Below are 18114 nucleotides of genomic sequence, written 5' to 3' on the forward strand. Positions count from 1 at the left end.
CCTGGGGCCCCCTCCCCCCCCTCGGCGCGCCTGAACCCATCAGCCACGTCCCGCGGGCCCATTGGAGGTCTGTGCACGGGCACTTGTCGGCGCGAACCTAACACTGTTAGATTCGCCCCCTAACAACGTTAGGCCAGAGCACAGTGCGCCAACCCATCGCGCGGGAAGACATCGTCAAGGCGGCCTTCCGGATCCTCGACGAGGCCGGCCCGGAGGGCATTACCCTGCGCAAAGTGGCCTGCTCGCTGGGCATCCGGGCGCCGTCGCTCTATTGGCACTTCAAGAGCAAACAGGCGCTGATCGACGCCATGGCCGACGCCATGATCTGCGACGTGGCTCGCGTGATTCCCGACGGACAGCCATGGCGGCAGACGCTGCTGCAGATCGGGCGTGAGTTCCGCCGGGCGTTCAAAGCGCGCCGCGATGGTGCGCGGGTGTATGCGGGCACCTTCCTGGCCACCGAGAACGTGCTGCGGGTAGGTGAGGCCGGCATCGCCGCGCTGATGGGCGCCGGCGCGCCGGCACGCTTTGCCGCGACCGCGGCGATGGACCTGGTGTACTACACGATGGGCTTCGTGATCGAGGAGCAGTCCTGGCCCGGCGACGGCAGCATGGAAGCGCTGGGTGAGGCCTTCATGGCGCTGGCCGAGGCGCGCTTCCCCCATTGCTGGCAGGCCCGTGATGCATGGAGCGAGGTCGATTTCGACGCCCGCTTCGAGCAGGGGCTGGGCCTGATGCTCGATGGCATCGAACGACGCCTGTCGCGCGAATCCTGATTTCCCGATTCCTTTCTTTTCCCGCTGTTCCGACCCGGAAAGCCTCTCGATGCGTGCACCCTACCTCCGCAGTTTTTCCCTGATCCTGGCTGTCGCGCTGCTGTCCGCCTGCGGCGGCAAGGACGACAAGGCCGCGGCCGACGCCACGGCCGCCAGCTCCGCGCTGCCGGTCTCGCTGGCGCCCGCGCAGCAGCAGACCATGGCCCGCACGGTGCTGGTCTCCGGGCCGGTGACCGCCTATGAAGAAATGCAGCTGGGCGTGGAGATCAGCGGCCAGCGCGTGACCGCGTTGCTGGTGGACGTGGGGCAATGGGTCAAGCAGGGCCAGGTGCTGCTGCAGGTGGACCACCGCACCCTGGACAGCGAGCTGGCGCAGGCCGACGCCTCGTTGCGGCAGGCGCAGGCCTCGCAGGAACTGGCCCGCATGAACTACGAGCGCAGCGCCAAGCTGGCCGCCCAGCAACTGATCAGCGAAAGCAGCCTGGATGAGCTGCGCGCCTCACGCATCAATGCCGAAGCGCAGACCTCCACCGCACGTGCCGCGCGCGACGCGGCCAAGCTGCGCCGCGACTTCGCCGACCTGCGCGCACCCGCCGACGGCCTGATTTCCAAGCGCCTGGTGCAGCCGGGCCAGGTGGTCTCCGCCGGTACCGAGCTGCTGCGCCTGATCCGCGATGGCCGCCTGGAGTGGCGTGCGGAGTTGCCGGAAAACCAGCTGGCCGATGTCACCGTCGGCAACACGGTTGAGCTGCCGTATGCGGGCCAGGTGGTCAGTGGCCGCATCCGCGCGGTCACCCCGGGTGTCGATGGACAGACCCGCACCGGCACGATCTACGCCGACCTGCCAGCCCCCGGCCCACTCAGGCAGGGCATCTACGTGGATGGCCGCATCGTCACCGGCGACGGCCCGGTGCTGACCATCCCGACCGCGGCGATCGTGCAGCGCGACGGCCACAACTATGTGTTCACCGTGAACGAAAAACAGCAGGCCACCCGCCACCGCGTCAGCACCGGCCAGGCCGTGCAGGGCCGCACTGCGATCCTTGAAGGCCTGAAGGCCGGTGACCAGGTCGTGGTGGATGGCGCCGGCTTCCTCGGTGAGGGCGACCGCGTGCGTGTGGTCGCTGCGACCAAGGCCGCCGCACGATGAACATCTCCGCCTGGGCGATCAAACGCCCGTTGCCTGCGCTGCTGATCTTCTTCGTGCTGTGCGTGGCCGGCCTGTGGGGTTTCCATCAGCTGCCGGTGGCGCGCTTCCCGGACATCGCCTTCCCGATGACCACCGTCACCGTCACCCAGCCCGGCGCCTCGCCGAGCCAGCTGGAAGCCGAGGTGACCCGCAAGGTCGAGGACTCGGTGGCGACGGTCAACAACGTCAAGCGCGTGATGTCTTCGGTCAGCGAAGGCGTCAGCACCACCACCATCGAGTTCCAGCTGGAAGCCGATCTGGCCACCGCGCTGGACGACACCCGCGACGCGGTCACCCGCATCCGCACCGATCTGCCGCAGGACATCCAGGAACCGGTGATCTCCAAGGTCGACATCGGCGGTTCGCTGATGACCTATGCGCTGGTCGCCCCGCACATGACCACCGATGAGGCCAGCTGGTTCGTCGACCGCGATATCTCGCGTGCGATGTACGGCGTACCCGGTGTCGCGCGCGTCACCCGCGTGGGCGGCGTGCAGCGCCAGGTCCGGGTGGATCTGGATCCCAATGCGCTGATCGCGATGGGCATCACCGCCGGCGATGTTTCGCAGCAGCTGGCCCGCATCCAGGTGGAGCGCGCCGGCGGCAAGACCGAGGTCGAGGGCGCGCAGCAGACCATCCGCACGCTGGGTACTGTCGGTGACGCGCAGGCGTTGCGTGACTACTCCATCGCCCTGCCGGACGGGCGCGCGGTGCGGCTCTCCACGCTGGCCACGGTCACCGATGCCGCCGCTGACCCCACCGAGGCCGCCCTGCTGGATGGCAAAGGCGTGGTGGCGTTCTCGATGTCGCGCACGCGCGGCTCCAGCGAGGTCAAGGTGGAGGCCGGCGTGCATGACGCGCTGGACAAGATCAAGGCCGAGCATCCGGGCATCGACTTCCGCCTGGTTACCACGGCGATCGACGAGACCCACCGCTCCTACGATTCCTCGATGACCATGCTCTGGGAAGGCGCGCTGTTGGCGCTGCTGGTGGTGTGGCTGTTCCTGCGCGACTGGCGCGCGACGTGGGTGTCGGCGCTGGCGCTGCCGCTGTCGATCATCCCGACGTTCGCGGTGATGTACTTCTTCGGGTTCACCCTCAACATCATCACGCTGCTGGCGCTCTCCGTCGTGGTCGGCATCCTGGTGGACGATGCGATCGTGGAGATCGAGAACATCGTGCGCCACCTGCGCATGGGCAAGCCGCCGCTGGAAGCTGCGCGCGAAGCTGCGGGTGAAATCGGCAATGCGGTTATCGCCACCTCGCTGACCCTGGCTGCGGTGTTCGTGCCGGTGGCCTTCATGCCCGGCATCGCCGGCAAGTTCTTCCGCGAGTTCGGCTGGACCGCCGCCACTGCCGTGCTGTTCTCGCTGCTGGTGGCCCGCCTGCTCACCCCGATGATGGCCGCCTACCTGCTCAAGCCACATGGCGAGGAGAAGCCGGAATCCAAGCTGATGACGTGGTACCTGGGCTGGGTGGACGCCGCACTGCGCCATCGCGGCCGCACCCTGTGGATCGCCACCGGCCTGTTCGTGGCCTCACTGGCGCTGGTGCCGTTCATCCCGGCTACCTTCATTCCACAGTCAGATCTGGGCCGCAGCAACCTCAACCTCGAACTGCCGCCGGGCACGCGCCTGCAGGAGACCGTGGCCGTCGCCGAACACGCGCGCGGACTGCTCAAGGACATGCCCGAACTCAAGCAGGTCTACACCGCGGTCGGCAGCGTGCTCGACCTGGGCGACCCGGGTGCGACCGGCGTCGGTGAGCCGCGCAAGGCGACCCTGGTGCTCGACTGGGGCAGCGCCGACGGACGCGAACGTGATCAGCGCGTGCTGGAACGTGAGGCGCGCGAGCGCCTGGCCGACCTGCCCGGCGTGCGCGTCAGCTATGTCAGCTCCGAGCCCGGCAACCTGCTGCAGCTGGTGCTCTCCGGTGACGACCCGCAGCGCCTGCAGGATGCCGCCACTGCGCTGGAGCGCGACCTGCGCGGTATCCAGGGCCTGGGCAGCGTCACCTCCACCGCCTCGCTGCTGCGCCCGGAACTCCAGATCGTGCCGAACCCCGCCCGCGCCGCGGACTTGGGCGTCGCGACCGCCGACATCGCCGAAGCCGCCCGCATCGCCACCGCCGGCGATTACGAACAGCGCCTGGCCAAGCTCAACCTGCCCGACCGGCAGGTACCGATCCGGGTCGGCTTCGCCGAAGCCACGCTGGCCAATCCGGGCCTGATCAGCCAGCTGCGCGTGCCCGGCCGCAATGGCCCGGTGCCGCTGGCGGCGGTCGCCGATATCCAGCAAGGCAGCGGCCCCTCGCAGATCTCGCGCTACCAGCGCCAGCGCAACGTGACGCTCACCGCCGAACTCAACGGTCGCCCGTTGGGCGATGTGATGACCGAGGTGCAGGCCCTGCCGGGCGTCAAGCAGCTGCCGCCGGGCGTGACCTTCCTCAACACCGGCGATGCGGAAGTGTTCGTCGAGCTGTTCATCGGCTTCATGCTGGCAATGGCGGCCGGGTTGATCTGCATCTACATGGTGCTGTTGCTGCTGTTCAACCACGCGCTGATGCCGGTCACCATCCTCGCGGCGGTGCCACTATCCGCCGGCGGTGCGTTCGGTGCCTTGCTGATCACCCAGAACATGCTCTCGCTGCCGGCGCTGATCGGGCTGCTGATGCTGATCGGCATCGCCACCAAGAACTCCATCCTGCTGGTGGATTACGCGGTGATGGCCGAAGACGAACACGGCATGAGCCAGCACGACGCACTGATCGATGCCTGCCGCAAACGTGCACAGCCGATCATCATGACCACGCTGGCGATGGGCGCGGGCATGATGCCGATCGCGCTGGGCTTTGCCGGCGATTCCAGCTTCCGTGCACCGATGGCGATCGCCGTGATCGGCGGGTTGATCACCTCCACGCTGCTGAGCCTGATCGTGATTCCGGCGGCCTTCACCGTGGTGGATGATGCGGGGGATTGGTTGTCGCGGAAGTTCCGGCGGCGGTCGTCGCATCCGGCGGGGAGTGGTGCGGAGTGAGGTGACTGGCTGCTTCGCCACAAACAAAAAGCCCCGGCCAAGGCCGGGGCTTTTTGATGTATCTGGCGTGTCCGGAGCAGAATATTGAGCCTGCTGCCAAGCTGACGCTGGCTGCATGACCTGCTGAATAGATACGGTTGAACTTCAAAATGCAGCATGTACAGATGCGCCATCGGGCATCGAAGTCTCATCGACAAACTTATCGCAAGGCACTTACGAGCATGTCAACGGCGCAGCTCATCTGTGATGTCAGACAGAAATCTTCGCAACCCAACCGGATCGCCTTCTCCAGGTTCAAAATCCTCGATCATTCGATCCAAGACACCGTTCAAACCATGAAGACGGTCGATTACCTCGCGCATGAAATCTCGCTCTGCCGCAAACAGTGTCACGTCCTGATCGAGGCGAACCACCCAGTTGAACGAGGACGAAAAAAGGTAGTGATCGCGCAGAAACCGCTCACCTTCCATCCAATATCGGCGCAGCGAGTCAAGATCGGGCTCCACGCTGCATTCTTCTTTGCCGGCAGCCAGGTCTTCAAAGGACGCAATCCCTATGGCGCTAGATGAGCAGGACTGGCGTATATGCACATCCAACCAGGCATTCCAAACGTCTGTCGGGGCAAGATCCGCATATCGATTTCTGTCAAATGCAATCCCCGCACAGTCATTGGCAATAATCGGATTGTCCGGCGGTTGCGCATCCGACAGAACCGAGAGCAACTTCAGCTTCGGCAAACAACCAGTCATCATATCTAGTCCCGCCCCGCCCCCCGTGATGAGTCTTCGTTTTGCTGGATGTTCCCGCCACGATTATCTAAAGGCAAAGTGATAATGCAAGAAATAGGCATCTTAAGTGCCTGCCGCCCATCCGGATCAGTGAACCCGTAAGGATTGCCATTCGCATACCGATAGCGATTGAACTGATCAACCGGCTTCTGATAAGCCGTCACCGAGCCCACGCACGGGCAAGTTCACTGAAACCGCATGCAGCTAAGATGCGTCCGTCCTTGCCATTTCATTATCTTCATAAATGCGCTATTCATCATTATCTGAAGAAGCAGGCTCAGCCCCAGATAACGATGCTACCGTCAGGCCCGTTCAGCTGCATGGCCTCCGGCCCGGAGTACCCGTCGTCCGTCAAGTCGACGGTGAGAAATTTATCGCCCGAAAACATCATGGTCATTTTGACGTCATCGACCAGGCAATCGACCAACTTCAATCGGAGCGACGCATGTGTCAGTGCGCCCACCCACTCGCCGGAGGAGAGCGTGTATCCGTTATAAATATGAAGCGACCATCCATCATCAGTTCCAACCCGAAGCTGCTCATCCTCGACGGTCAACGTTACATACTTGCCTTTTAGATGTTGAAAAGTGTCTGATCGATGCTCGTTCATGGACGTTTCTCACGCTACTTGATTGGAAAATGCGACTTGGAATTGGGCAGGGTCTTTCCTGAATATGGATCAACACCTTGCTTACCTGCGTTCTCATATTTGATGTAGCCCGCCGGGTATCCGGGACTGGCCCCCTTCGACGGCGTCGGATCCATCATCCGCATGGTTGCCACTTGTCGGTTGGCGCCCCCCGCGCCACCTGTAAAGGCGACACCGGTTTGCTTCCCCTCCGGATTTTTCACTGGAGAGGGTCCTGTTGAGCCTGGGGGCACAGGAAACGTCGTTCCATTTGATGAGACAACAAAATTTGGAGAGGAAGCAGGTGCTGGAGCGGCAACTGAAGCAGATGTTGACGCCGCTGCTGTTGGTGCGGGTACTGCCCGAGACTGTTGTGCAGAGTCGATCGCGCCTGACATCAACGAGGCGGCAGCAGGACCAACGAAGGGAGTTGCTCGAATTATCGCGTAGGTCAACACGAGGGCCGCGGGACCAAATGTGTTGTACGCGGCAGGATCGCTTGCTACCGAGTCAGCGTGTCGCTCGGCTGCACGCTCCTGACGACCGTCAGGGTCATTAAACCGGTAAGGATTGTTTGCAGCGTATTTGTATCGGTTGAAGGACGATCCAGGATTGTCGTGTGGTGTGACCGGGTCCACAGACAGGAACATCTCCAACTGCGGATCCATGTACCGCTGCTGCATGTAGCTGAGGCCAGTCGCAGAGTCGCTCACATGCCCTGTGTAGCCCGGGCCATCAGCAACCGGCGCACCTACGACAGCGCCATATGGCTCGTAGGTGATGCGCTCGATCACGTTGCCATTGGCATCGCTCTTGGCCACTACCGAGCCCAAGGCATCGGTATGGATGTAAGTGACCGTTTGTCCCTGCGCAGGTAGCGACGCTATTGCGAGCCCACACAGAACCAGCGCCTTCAGCACAGTCACCCTCAGCAGCCGGTGCAATATCACTTCCCCCATCATGGGATCACCTCGCCCGGATTCCGTGGCGGCTGTCCCGGATCGCCGCCGCCCGGGTGTGGCTCTTGTTCGAACGTGCCGGTATAGGGCTGCGACCATCCCGAACAGCCTGCTGCGTTGCACGCGCGCACGATGTAGCTGGGCGCACAATAGCTGGCCGAGTACATCGGCGATGTCACCGATGTCGCCGACCCCGAATAGAGCAGCCTGAGCCCACCAGGCGCGCTCAGCTCGTATCGATCTGCATATGGCGATGACGACCAGCTGACCGTGCACAGGGAGTACTCGCTGTTATGCGGCCCCGCGTAGTAGTTGCGTTGATGCGCGTAGCCCACATTCGTGCCGCGGGGCGGCTTCAGGACCGTCACTACCTTGGTAGCTGAGTAATTTCCGCAGCCAGAACCGTTGCACGCCTTTACCCGATAGCCGTACTTACCGGAGGTGGCAGGATCGCGGGCGATACTGGTGGCGGCCGTGTCCTGCTGCGCGCTCCACGCCCCACCGTCGATGTTCTGTTCCAGCACATAGGTGCCTGCGGTGGCTACAGTGGTCCAACTAACCGTATAGGCAGCACTGGTGCCGGTCGGAGCGGTAAGGGTCGGCGTGCCACTCGGCTTCAGCAGTACTGTGGTGGCCGCCGTCGGCGACCAGGTGCCACAACCGCCATCATTGCAGGCCTTTACTCGATATCCGTAGGTGCCATTTCCCTTACCACTGAAGGCAATGCTGCGCTCGTTCGTAGACTTCACTGACGACCAAGCGCCCCCGTTTGACTGCTGCTCGATCAAGTAGCTGGTTGCCGTCGCTACACTCGCCCAAGAGAGCGTATAGGCGCCGTTGGTGCTGCTTCCCGGAAGAGTCAGAGAGGGCGCACTGCTGGGCGGCAGAGTTACCACCGTGGAGACGGTTGCCGAGTAGCTACTGCATCCACTGGTATTGCATGCCTTCGCACGGTAGCCATAGGTGGCCGAACCACGACCGGTGATGGCCCAGCTCAAGCCGGCGGAGGTTTGCGCACTTTTCCACGCAGCCCCATTAACACTCTCCTCCAGCTGATACGACGTTGCCGTAGACACAACGGGCCATGTAACCATCCATGCCCCGGTATTGTTAGTCGCTGGCGTCGTGAGGATTGGCCCAACCGGAGCACGCAGTACTGTAGTTGTTTTTTCCGCCGACCAGCCGCTGCAACCACTGCTGTTGCAGGCGCGCACGCGGTAGCCATAGGCGCCATTGCCCCTGCCTGTGGCAGCGTAAAGGGTGGCCGCCTCCGATTGCAGCTGAATCCAGCTTTCACCGTTGATCCTTTCCTCGAGTACATACTCTACCGAACCCGGGACGGCATTCCAGGTGACCTGGTATTCGCCGCTCCCGTTGTTGGTGGGCAAAGAGATTGCCGGAGCCGCCGCGGGCGGCAGCAGCACAATCGTAGTCACGGTGTTCGACCAAGGGCTGCAGCCGGCCGCATTGCAAGCACGAACCTGATACCCGTGACTTCCCGTCTGCTTGCCGGAAACCGCGAGCGACTCTACCGTCGTCGCCGAGATGTTGGTCCAGGCTCCGTCCCCCAGGCGCTCCTGCGGTTCGTAGCGTGTGCTGCCCGCCACTGTCGACCAGCTCACCGTATACGCACCCGTACCGCTATTGGTCGGTGCTGTGATGGCAGGCGCGGAGGCAGAAGGGTAGATAACAGTCATCGCGTGTTCTACTGACCAGCCGCTGCAGCCGGAGGCATTGCATGCCCGCCCCCGGTACGCATATGCACCAGCCGCGCGACCAGTCAATGAAACGCTGGTGCTACTGGCGCCATGAATGGATCTCCATGCAGCTGAGCCCGCCCGCTCCTCGATATCGTAACGCGTGGCGCCGGCAACGGCCGCCCACGAGACCGTGTAGCTTCCGTTGAGACCGGCCGCAGGTACAACCAGCGCGGGCGCACTTGACGGTATCGGTAGAACTTGAACCACCAGAGCAATGCTCCAGCCGCCACAGGTTGAACCCTGACAAGCCCGGACTCTATAGGAGCGGGCCCCTGTGGAAGCGCCCGTCACGGTGTAGGAGGCAGCCGGACCGCTGTAAACCGCTGCCCATGAGGCACCTCCGTTGCTGGAGCCATGCAGCTCGTAGCGACTTGCATTGCCAACGCTGGTCCAGTTCACTGTGTAGGTGCCGGTGGCTACCGTGGCTGGGCCACTCAGAGAGGGAGTCCCAAGGACCACCAGACTCTCCAACTCGGCGACCAAACTTCCGCCGAGACTGATGTACTCCAGCTCTTTCCCGGTTCGCTTGTTGTGCTGGCGACGCAGCACGCCATCATTTCCGTAGAAGGAAAGAATGTCGCCCAATGCTGCGCTGTAGCTGCCAACGCGGCGACCTTGCGCATCGTAGGCGTAGCCCTCTCGACCCGCACCGTCCCTCAGACGATTGCCGTAGTCGAAAATGAAAACATCTCCGTTCTTTTTTGCCAAATTTCCCTGCGCATCATAGGCGATACCGATGACGGCACTCCCGTCATCCAGATTCACCGTCGTCATTCGATTACGTGCGTCATACCAGTAATTGTGCTGCTTTACACCACCGAGTTTGGCGCTGCGAATGTTGTCCAGTACGTCGTAGGTGTATCGGTACGTACCATCCCCACCGAACGAGGAAGACTTCGCATAAGTCAGGCGATCCAGCGCGTCATACTGCATCTGCCTGGATTTCGCAGGCTCGACAGCATCCACCGTAGCGGTGACGTTACTGTTGCTGTCATAGCTGAAGGTTGTATCGAGGACGGTTGTATCAATTGCTCGTGCCGGCATGCCCCGTGCGTTCTGAACCATGTTGCGCACGATGCCATTCCCATAAGTGAATGATCGCAACCCCCCGTTCGGGTAATAGCGAGCTCCTGATGCGTAAGGTCCCGCCTGCGTCGCCTGCCCCAACGCATTCGGCGCCAGAGCGATGACCTGACCGCTTGGATACTGCAGGCTGGCCAGCGCCGCGTTGCCGTTGTAGCCATAGCCCATTGTCCATATGCCCACGCCCTGCTGCTGCATCGTTTCACCGACTATCAGCCCGCGCTTGTTATAAGCATAGGTATTGATGACCTGCCGACCGCCACTATTCGCTGTAACTACCTGCGATGGCTTGCCGTCTGCGGTGTAGCTCCAGTCCTGGCTGCCGTTGCCGTCCGGGAAAGTCAGCCGACTGAGCCGGTTGCGACTGTCGTAGCTGCGATCCACACGCCGTCCAGATGATTGTGCAACCGATGTTTCGCAATCGCTCAAAGAGTTCAATGTCAATCCCGCAGCACTCCAAGACAGATTGCCTGCCGGGTCGTACGTCATGACCGTTGCCCCGGATTCGGGCTCCACTGATTTGCAAAGCTGTTGGAAGCTGTCATACACGTACGAACGCGTCAGCGAGATACTGCTGTCAGCGTTACGCCGCTTGATCGAGAGAACCTTGCCGAACCGGTCGCGCGCAATTTCGGTAAAGGCTCCAGCGGGATGCTCGATACGAGTCGGGGCGTCATAGTTTGGATTGTCAAACACCTGATGGCTGGTAACTGACTTCTGACCACGCGGATTGGTCGTTCGCACGCGCAGCCCCGACAAGTACTCAGTCACTGTCGTCAAGAGCCCCAGCTCGCTATCGGCGGAAATGGATGTTGGCCGGCCGAGCGCATCGAACTCACTCCATTCGCCGGCGGTCGGGCTCGCGCTGCTGCTGGGGTAAGACTGGAACGTGGCTCGCCCAGCATGATCATATGTGAAGCGCTGGTAGCGCTCCGTCTCCGCCAAGGTTGCATCAAGCTCACGGGTCAGCACCGGGCGCCATAGAGCGTCGAACCATGTGAACCTGCGATGGTTCCCGGTGCTGCTGGTCAGCCGCCAGTGTCCCGATGCGATGCCATGCTCCACCGCGTCCACCCGCTCAAAGACCTGTGTCGTCGGATTCCAGGCTACGCTGTCGCCCGCTCCATGTGTCTTCGCGGTGATGCGCCCCATTGCATCGTAGTCGTAGCTGGTCTGGTAACCCTGTTCATTGGTGACGGCGCGGATCCAGCCATTGTCATCTACGCTGGCACTGAGCGAAGTGCCATCTGCAAATCCAATGGACTGAGGTGTCCCGCGCTTCCAGTTGTTCAACGCTGTGCTGTTACCACGCCCGTCGACGAAGCTGGCAACACTGCCATCGGGGTGGTAAGTCAGCGATTGAACGAGCTTGCCGAATTGGTGCTTCTGCTGCGGCATGCCCAGTACGTTGAAACTCGTTTGGGATTCCACCAGCCCCGTGTTTACGTTGGTGGTCTTGGCAGTCTGTCCTAACAACCAACGCGCCGTATCATCGTAATAGGCGGTCACGTCGGTTCGACTGTCGCCCAGCGAGCTACTGCGCACTACCTGCAGCGGGCGGGCCTTCGCATCAAACGAGGACACGTTCCAAGACATGGTAACGCCATCACGCGTAATCACCTTCTTCGCCAACGGACGCACCAGCACGGATGACTCGTCATTCCCACCCCAGCGCGAGCCATAGCGGTCGGGAAACGGCATGGAGTTGGCCTGGGCGGAAGTTACATATGTCAGATCCTCCTGCTCAAGCTTGGTACCGTTGGCCGCCACCGTACTGCGCCCCAGTAGTTTGCCCTCATCGCGCGAGTAGACCGTTCCGTAGTGCTCCAGCAGGACGCTGCCATCCGGCTGCACGACGGCGACGCTCTTTCCACCAGTACAGGCGGTGCAGGGCGGGACCACACCTGACCAGAGGGCCGTTTCACCGTTGGCACCTTCATAGCTCCAGACCAGAGGCGCCGGCAGTCCGGGACCTTCGATGGTCTTACGCGTCAGCCCCAGTACATCGAAGTGTATTGGTACGGCCAGATGGTGGACCATGGCAGAGTTGTTTTCTGCCGAACCGCTGACCGCTTCACCTTGGCAAAGAACGCTTGGCACACCGTCGCGATAGTGACGCTGATGATCAAAGCGGAAGGTGCCTACAGCTCCGGATGGGTGCTTCATCTGTACGCTGTAACTCTTGGGTGACAGCGGTGCGACGTTTCCACAGCCCGGGCCTGGATCTTCGGTCCAGGTCATGTATGAAACGCGCATATCCGACAGATGGTTGATTTCCCATGCAGCCTGGTCGGGCTGCACGATGCGTTGCAATAACTCGCCGTTGTAAGCGTAGATCCAGCTTCTACCATGTGCGCTGGCACTGGCGAGTCGATTGTTAGCATACTGGAGCGTTATGGCTCGGCCATCGCTCGCAGTGATGCTTGTGGGGTGGCCATTGCTGTTGTAAGCAATCGCGACCGAGTTTCCAAAACGATCTTCAATTCGGCTGGCAAGCAGAAAAACCTCGACGCGGGGCCGCGCACCGCCATCCTTGACGTCCTGCCCCATGTTGCCTGCGTAGCGTGTGGTCCCGATGTTGAACGTGTAGGTGATGCCATCGGTTGTCTGCAGTACGAAGCCCTCGCCCTCATAGCCAGCAACCATTGGCGTGCAGGTGATCGAATCCAGCGCACTGGTCGTCCATACACTCGCCTGGCGGTTGTCTGGTTTGAATTGTGCAGGCGGCAATGCGATGAGCGATCGAGCCCCTTGGCCAGGAAGGTTTACCGAGTACCCGGACCAGATATCTTCTATGCGATGTGGTGGAAGCGTATAAGGATAGAAAATGTCCGTACAGCGTGGTTTGCGCATGCCAACCGTGACGTTCCATCCGTAAGCTTAGTCAAAGACACCCGAGATGTAGGGAACGTCGATGTTCCAGTCGCCGACTCCTCCGTAAATATGCGGAGCTATACCCGCAAGCGGCGTTGGCCTGATGACAAGCTTCCGGGTCAGCTTCACCGGAAGCGTGTTGGTGCCAGGAATATCGATGTCGGTTTGCTCAAACGCGACGCTCTGATCGAACATATTGATCGCGTCGCCAAACAAATCCGACTTCAGCGCACCAACCTGCTCGGCCGTGCGCAAGCGCTTGTCGTACTCCTGAAAAGGCTGCATCGCCTGGGCATATGCGGCTCCGACGCTGCCTCCCATCAACAGCGTAGCCAGACCCACGCGTACAGCTCCCTTGACCGCGCTATGGCAGCCTGACTTCCTGTCCTGCATCCGTACATCCCCTGTTATAGGCGACGCCAATATTCACCTAACTTTCACCCCTGTCAAGCGCGGCGATCTCTCCGCTTCGATAGCTCTTCCGAGCAAGCCCCGAGCTCAGACGCGCTGCACTGAGACGAGCCAATTGGAGTTGACGCCATACGTCCAAGCCATGACGATCCCCAAACAAAAAGCCCCGACCAAGGCCTGGGCTTTCTGCTGTATCTGGTGCCGGAAATGGGAATCGGACCTACGACCTACACATTACGGACCAAGCCGAGTGAACCGTGCTGGCGATTGACCGGCTGCTCATACGTCGTCACCGGATCCACCGACAGGAACACGCCCAACTGCGAATCCATATACCGCTGCTGCATGTAGCTCAGGCCAGTGGCAGAGTCACTCACATGCCCCGTATACCCCGGGCCATCAGGAACCGGCGCACCTATGACAGCACCATAAGGCTCGTAAGTGATGCGCTCGATCACGTTGCCATTGGCATCACTTTTGGCTACAACCGAGCGTAGGGCATCGGTATGGATGTAGGTGACCATTAGTGCGCTTGCGGTGGCACAGCAGCCAGACCCAGCAACAGCACAAAGCATAGCGATGCGTCTACGGCACCAAGCTTCCGAACTGGATCCTTAAATCTCCCGAAGCGGGTGGACACGCCGTTTCCCCGATCCTGCGCATCCTTCCAATCCCTGAAAGAGCTTGAAGCAAGGCAGGGTATTCATAGCACAGGAATAACGCACCATGAATCCAACGGGGCGATTGAGGCCACCCACACCATCCTGACGTGAGCAACGCCCTTGGCGCTAAGCGCCGGCGAGGCCGAACCGGATCGAGGTGCCGATGTCAGTCCGGGGTGCGTCGAACGGACCTGAGGTTGCCGGCCGCTGGCCGGCACTACCACCAAGCGAGCCACAAACAAAAAGCCCCGGCCAAGGCCGGGGCTTTTTGATGTATCTGGTGCCGGAAATAGGAATCAAACCTACGACATACGCGTTACGAATTACTAGAAAAGAACAACTCATACGGGTGCAATGCGTCGCTATCCACGTACTTACCGATACGCCCGTTATCGGAAATGACAAAGAATGCCCTGATGGGTCGCATGAACACATCATCGGCAATCGGACAGGAACTTGTCATCTCGCTCCAGGACACATCCAGCGGATATGCAAATCGGAAAAACGATAAAGATGAAAAATCCACCCACTCGCTTTGCCCAATATACTCAATCACTGCGAAACTCTTGGCACCTAGATCAATAGACAGCCGCTTGAAGTCGAGGAACTCCTCCTCAGTAAATAGGACGCCCCCGGGCCGGCACTCCATATTTGATTGGCATCGGACTCCAGGACCGTCGCGATTGATAATGAAAGCCTGATTAAGCAACCCTGCCCAATAACTTACCAAGCCTTCTAGATTCAACCAGTATTTCTCTAGGTAACAAATATCCAGCTCATCGAGAGAACCCTCGCCGTATCCCACAATGCCGCTTGACTGAAAGTCGATCATCACTCCACCCCCGAACCTACTTAAGCGCATCGATTCTTATCTTGTAAATTTGGCCAGACTTGTTGATGTCAATAGTCGCCACGCCAGTAGTTTTTGACGTGTGGCTTCCTATGACTGTTCCGTCCGGCATTCTCACCCGACCGCCAGAGGTCTTAGTGCCGCCATCGGTGATTGCATCAAATAGCTTGCCTGCGTCTCCTTCCACCCGCCCTTGGCGCGCGCCCCCCTTTACCCGCTCCAGCTTTCCAGCTGCATCGATCAGATGGTCCGCGTTCTTGATGGCCTTCCCTGCTACATCTCCAACAATAGGAATGAGGCCTACGGTGGCAGCAAGAATGTTTCTTGGCGTCGGCTCACCAACTGCTTCAGCCACTCCCTTCACGTCACCAACGACCGGAGTGAAATCCGCAACTATCGATACGGCCTCTCCAAACGCCTGCCTGGTTTCAGGCTTGGTCCAATCCGTCTCGTAGACCGAACGCGGCAGGCTCTGCCGCCCGTCTGGATCCGTGAACTTGTAAGGGTTCGAGTTCGCATACCGATACCGATTGAACTGCCCCACGGGCTGGTCATAAGCCGTTACCGGGTCCACCGACAGGAATATCCCCAACTGCGGATCCATGTACCGCTGCTGCATGTAGCTCATGCCAGTGGCAGAGTTACTCACATGCCCCGTATACCCCGGGCCATCAGCAACCGGCGCACCTACGACAGCGCCATAAGGCTCGTAAGTGATGCGCTCGATCACGTTGCCATTGGCATCACTTTTGGCTACAACCGAGCCTAGGGCATCGGTATGTATGTAGGTGACCGTCGTCTGTGCGATTGCGCAGGGCGACAGGCCAAGGCACAGCAGCGCACAGCACAGCCAGCCCCCGATGACACCCAGCTTTCGAAGCCGACCGCCGATTTCCCTGAAGCGGGTAGACACACCGCTTGCAGCTTCCCCGAACCTGTGCATCCTTCCAATCCCTGAAAGAGCCTTGACGCAAGGCCTGGTATTGATAGCACAGGAACCATCGGCCCGGAATCCAACGGTGCGATTGAGGCCAACCACACCATCCTGACGTGAGCAACGCCCTTGCCGCTAAGCGCCAGCGAAGCCGGATCGGATCGAGGTGCCGATGTCAGTCCGGGGTGCGTTGAACGGACCTGAGGTTGCCGGCCAGCGGCCGGCACTACCACCAAGCGAGCCACAAACAAAAAGCCCCGACCAAGGCCGGGGCTTTTTGCTGTATCTGGTGCCGGAAATAGGAATCGAACCTACGACCTACGCATTACGAATGCGCCGCTCTACCAACTGAGCTATTCCGGCGAGGTCGTGAATTCTAGGGGGTGTCGACCACTTTGGTCAATCAGGGAAGCGCCCCACCATGGAAGCGCCCATGCCCCAATGCCCCGGTACGACCCGCTGCCGCCGCACCAGCCCTTGACGCGCCGGCCCCTACAGTGGGCTCCCCATCTCCGGAGGCATCCCATGCGCCCCTGTCCCCGCCTGGCCGGCCTGCTGCTGTCATCCCTGTTGTTGAGCGCCGCCGCGCAGGCACAAGGCACGGTGCCGACGCCGCAGACACCGGACCAGCAGTGGCAGCCCCTGTTCCAGCAGGTCCAGGGCGCGCACCTGTTCAAGGATCAGAAGACCTTCGCCGATGCGGTGCCCCGCCAGCCGGCGGCGACCGTCCTGACCGAGTGGCAGCGCGCCAGGACGCAGCCCGGATTCGACCTGGCAGCCTTCGTAGCCGAGCACTTCGCAGTGCCTGGTGACACCCAGCCCTACGTGCCGCCAGCGGGCGAGACGCTGCGCGCGCACATCGAGGGGCTATGGCCGGTGCTGACCCGCACCACCGGCACCGTGGATCCGAACGGCTCGCTGCTGCCGCTGCCCAAGCCCTACGTGGTGCCCGGCGGCCGCTTCCGCGAGGTGTACTACTGGGACAGCTACTTCACCCTGCTCGGGCTGGCCTCCAGTGGCCGCTGGCAGCAGGTGCGCGACATGGTGGACAACTTCGCGTTCCAGCTCGACAGCTACGGCCATATCCCCAACGGCAACCGCAGCTACTACCTGAGCCGCTCGCAACCCCCCTTCTTCAGCCTGATGGTGGATCTGCTCGCCACGCATGAAGGCGATGAGGCCTACCGCCGCTATCTGCCGCAGTTGCGCATCGAGCATGCGTTCTGGATGCGCGGCGCGGAAACGCTGGCAGCGGGGGAGGCGCGCGAACGCGTCGTGCGGCTGGCGGACGGGCAACTGCTCAACCGCTACTGGGACGACCGGGCGGTGCCGCGCACCGAATCCTGGATGGACGACGTGGCCACGGCTGCGCAGGCACCGCAGCGCACGCCCTCACAGATCTATCGCGATCTGCGCGCCGGCGCGGAGTCCGGCTGGGATTTCAGCTCGCGCTGGCTGGCCGAGCCGTCCGTGTTGGCGAGCATCCGCACCACCGCGATCGTACCGGTCGATCTGAACAGCCTGCTGTTCCATCTGGAAACCACGCTGGCCCGCGCCAGCAAGGCGGCCGGTGACCGCACGGCGGCACGCGCCTTCACCCGTCAGGCGAAGGCACGCCGGCACGCCATCAACGCGCTGCTCTGGGATGACGACCAGGGCTGGTACGTCGACCGCGATCTGGAGCGGGGGCAGACCCGCCCTGCCCTGACCGCGGCGGCGCTGTTCCCCTTGTGGCTGGACGTGGCGGATCGCGCGCAGGCGCGCCGTACCGCCCAGGCGGTGGAGACACAGTTGCTGCGCGACGGCGGCCTGCTGACCACCACCGTGGCAACCGGCCAGCAATGGGATGCCCCCAACGGCTGGGCGCCGCTGCAGTGGGTCGCCGTGGACGGGCTGCAGCGCCATGGGCAGGACACCCTCGCCCGCCGGATCGGCGTGCGCTTCCTGCACACCGTGCAGGTCGTGTATGAGCGCAAGGGCAAGCTGGTGGAGAAGTATGCGGTCGACGGCTCGGCCACGGGCGGCGGTGGCGGCGAATACCCGCTGCAGGATGGGTTCGGCTGGAGCAACGGGGTCACGTTGGCGCTGCTGGATCGGCTGTGTGCGCCGAAGCGCGTCTGCGACAGCGCGCAGGATGTGGAGGCCGCGGACTGATCCAGCGGCCG

At 61.7% G+C, this 18114-nt stretch carries 12 protein-coding genes and 1 tRNA gene; 4 read left to right on the forward strand and 9 right to left on the reverse strand.

The window, feature by feature from the left end; all coding sequences use genetic code 11:
• The first annotated feature begins 143 nt into the window (after positions 1-143).
• From C0R07_RS12475 to C0R07_RS12485, 3 genes are read left to right on the forward strand one after another with little or no spacing between them, the layout of a single operon-like run.
• Entirely contained in the window at positions 144-776 is a 633-nt protein-coding gene (locus C0R07_RS12475) for a TetR/AcrR family transcriptional regulator C-terminal domain-containing protein (protein ID WP_070473388.1), read from the forward strand.
• A gap of 49 nt (positions 777-825) precedes the next feature.
• The gene (locus C0R07_RS12480; protein ID WP_070473390.1) at positions 826-1926 is read left to right on the forward strand and encodes an efflux RND transporter periplasmic adaptor subunit; all 1101 of its coding nucleotides are present in this window, start codon (positions 826-828) and stop codon (positions 1924-1926) included.
• Positions 1923-5000 carry an efflux RND transporter permease subunit gene (locus C0R07_RS12485; protein WP_102789056.1) on the forward strand — a complete coding sequence of 1026 codons (3078 nt, stop codon included), beginning with the start codon at positions 1923-1925 and terminating at the stop codon, positions 4998-5000. The genes C0R07_RS12480 and C0R07_RS12485 overlap by 4 nt, the downstream gene beginning before the upstream one ends.
• Before the next feature lie 224 nt (positions 5001-5224).
• Here the strand turns inward: C0R07_RS12485 and C0R07_RS19740 are convergent, their stop codons facing one another.
• The 9 genes from C0R07_RS19740 to C0R07_RS12535 all read right to left on the reverse strand — a co-directional run bounded on the left by C0R07_RS19740 (position 5225) and on the right by C0R07_RS12535 (position 16312).
• Complete coding sequence (locus C0R07_RS19740; RefSeq protein ID WP_139146373.1) at positions 5225-5737, reverse strand: hypothetical protein; 513 nt, start codon at positions 5735-5737, stop codon at positions 5225-5227.
• Between the two features lie 328 nt (positions 5738-6065).
• Positions 6066-6398 (reverse strand): hypothetical protein, encoded by a 333-nt coding sequence (locus tag C0R07_RS12500; protein ID WP_070473396.1) that lies wholly within the window; start codon positions 6396-6398, stop codon positions 6066-6068.
• Between the two features lie 14 nt (positions 6399-6412).
• Entirely contained in the window at positions 6413-7378 is a 966-nt protein-coding gene (locus tag C0R07_RS20150; RefSeq protein ID WP_102789058.1) for an RHS repeat domain-containing protein, read from the reverse strand.
• Positions 7375-13071: a wall associated protein gene (locus C0R07_RS12510; RefSeq protein WP_102789059.1), complete on the reverse strand. Its 5697-nt coding sequence runs from the start codon at positions 13069-13071 to the stop codon at positions 7375-7377. The genes C0R07_RS20150 and C0R07_RS12510 overlap by 4 nt, the downstream gene beginning before the upstream one ends.
• A 27-nt stretch (positions 13072-13098) precedes the next feature.
• Entirely contained in the window at positions 13099-13434 is a 336-nt protein-coding gene (locus C0R07_RS12515) for a hypothetical protein (RefSeq protein WP_102789060.1), read from the reverse strand.
• Positions 13435-13730: 296 nt separating this feature from the next.
• Positions 13731-14027, reverse strand: a complete 297-nt coding sequence (locus C0R07_RS12520) for an RHS repeat-associated core domain-containing protein (protein ID WP_102789061.1) — start codon at positions 14025-14027, stop codon at positions 13731-13733.
• Positions 14028-14481: 454 nt separating this feature from the next.
• Positions 14482-14997: a hypothetical protein gene (locus C0R07_RS19750; RefSeq protein WP_146027608.1), complete on the reverse strand. Its 516-nt coding sequence runs from the start codon at positions 14995-14997 to the stop codon at positions 14482-14484.
• A gap of 16 nt (positions 14998-15013) precedes the next feature.
• The gene (locus C0R07_RS12530; RefSeq protein ID WP_254427843.1) at positions 15014-15928 is read right to left on the reverse strand and encodes an RHS repeat-associated core domain-containing protein; all 915 of its coding nucleotides are present in this window, start codon (positions 15926-15928) and stop codon (positions 15014-15016) included.
• Between the two features lie 308 nt (positions 15929-16236).
• Positions 16237-16312, reverse strand: a tRNA-Thr gene (locus tag C0R07_RS12535).
• Positions 16313-16474: 162 nt separating this feature from the next.
• On the opposite strand from C0R07_RS12535, the gene treA reads away from it, so the two are divergent.
• Positions 16475-18103 carry an alpha,alpha-trehalase TreA gene (gene treA / locus C0R07_RS12540; protein ID WP_070473406.1) on the forward strand — a complete coding sequence of 543 codons (1629 nt, stop codon included), beginning with the start codon at positions 16475-16477 and terminating at the stop codon, positions 18101-18103.
• Positions 18104-18114 lie beyond the last annotated feature (11 nt).

The organism is Stenotrophomonas bentonitica, from assembly GCF_002887735.1.
GTDB classification, from domain to species: Bacteria; Pseudomonadota; Gammaproteobacteria; order Xanthomonadales; family Xanthomonadaceae; genus Stenotrophomonas; species Stenotrophomonas bentonitica_A.

What these genes read in the sequence shown, in the direction of transcription:
- C0R07_RS12510 (WP_102789059.1), bottom strand. Translation starts at nt 13,071, where the DNA reads ATGCGCAAACCACGCTGTACGGACATTTTCTATCCTTATACGCTTCCA.
- C0R07_RS19750 (WP_146027608.1), bottom strand. Translation starts at nt 14,997, where the DNA reads ATGATCGACTTTCAGTCAAGCGGCATTGTGGGATACGGCGAGGGTTCT.
- treA (WP_070473406.1), top strand. Translation starts at nt 16,475, where the DNA reads ATGCGCCCCTGTCCCCGCCTGGCCGGCCTGCTGCTGTCATCCCTGTTG.
- C0R07_RS12485 (WP_102789056.1), top strand. Translation starts at nt 1,923, where the DNA reads ATGAACATCTCCGCCTGGGCGATCAAACGCCCGTTGCCTGCGCTGCTG.
- C0R07_RS12480 (WP_070473390.1), top strand. Translation starts at nt 826, where the DNA reads ATGCGTGCACCCTACCTCCGCAGTTTTTCCCTGATCCTGGCTGTCGCG.
- C0R07_RS12520 (WP_102789061.1), bottom strand. Translation starts at nt 14,027, where the DNA reads ATGGTCACCTACATCCATACCGATGCCCTACGCTCGGTTGTAGCCAAA.
- C0R07_RS20150 (WP_102789058.1), bottom strand. Translation starts at nt 7,378, where the DNA reads ATGATGGGGGAAGTGATATTGCACCGGCTGCTGAGGGTGACTGTGCTG.
- C0R07_RS12500 (WP_070473396.1), bottom strand. Translation starts at nt 6,398, where the DNA reads ATGAACGAGCATCGATCAGACACTTTTCAACATCTAAAAGGCAAGTAT.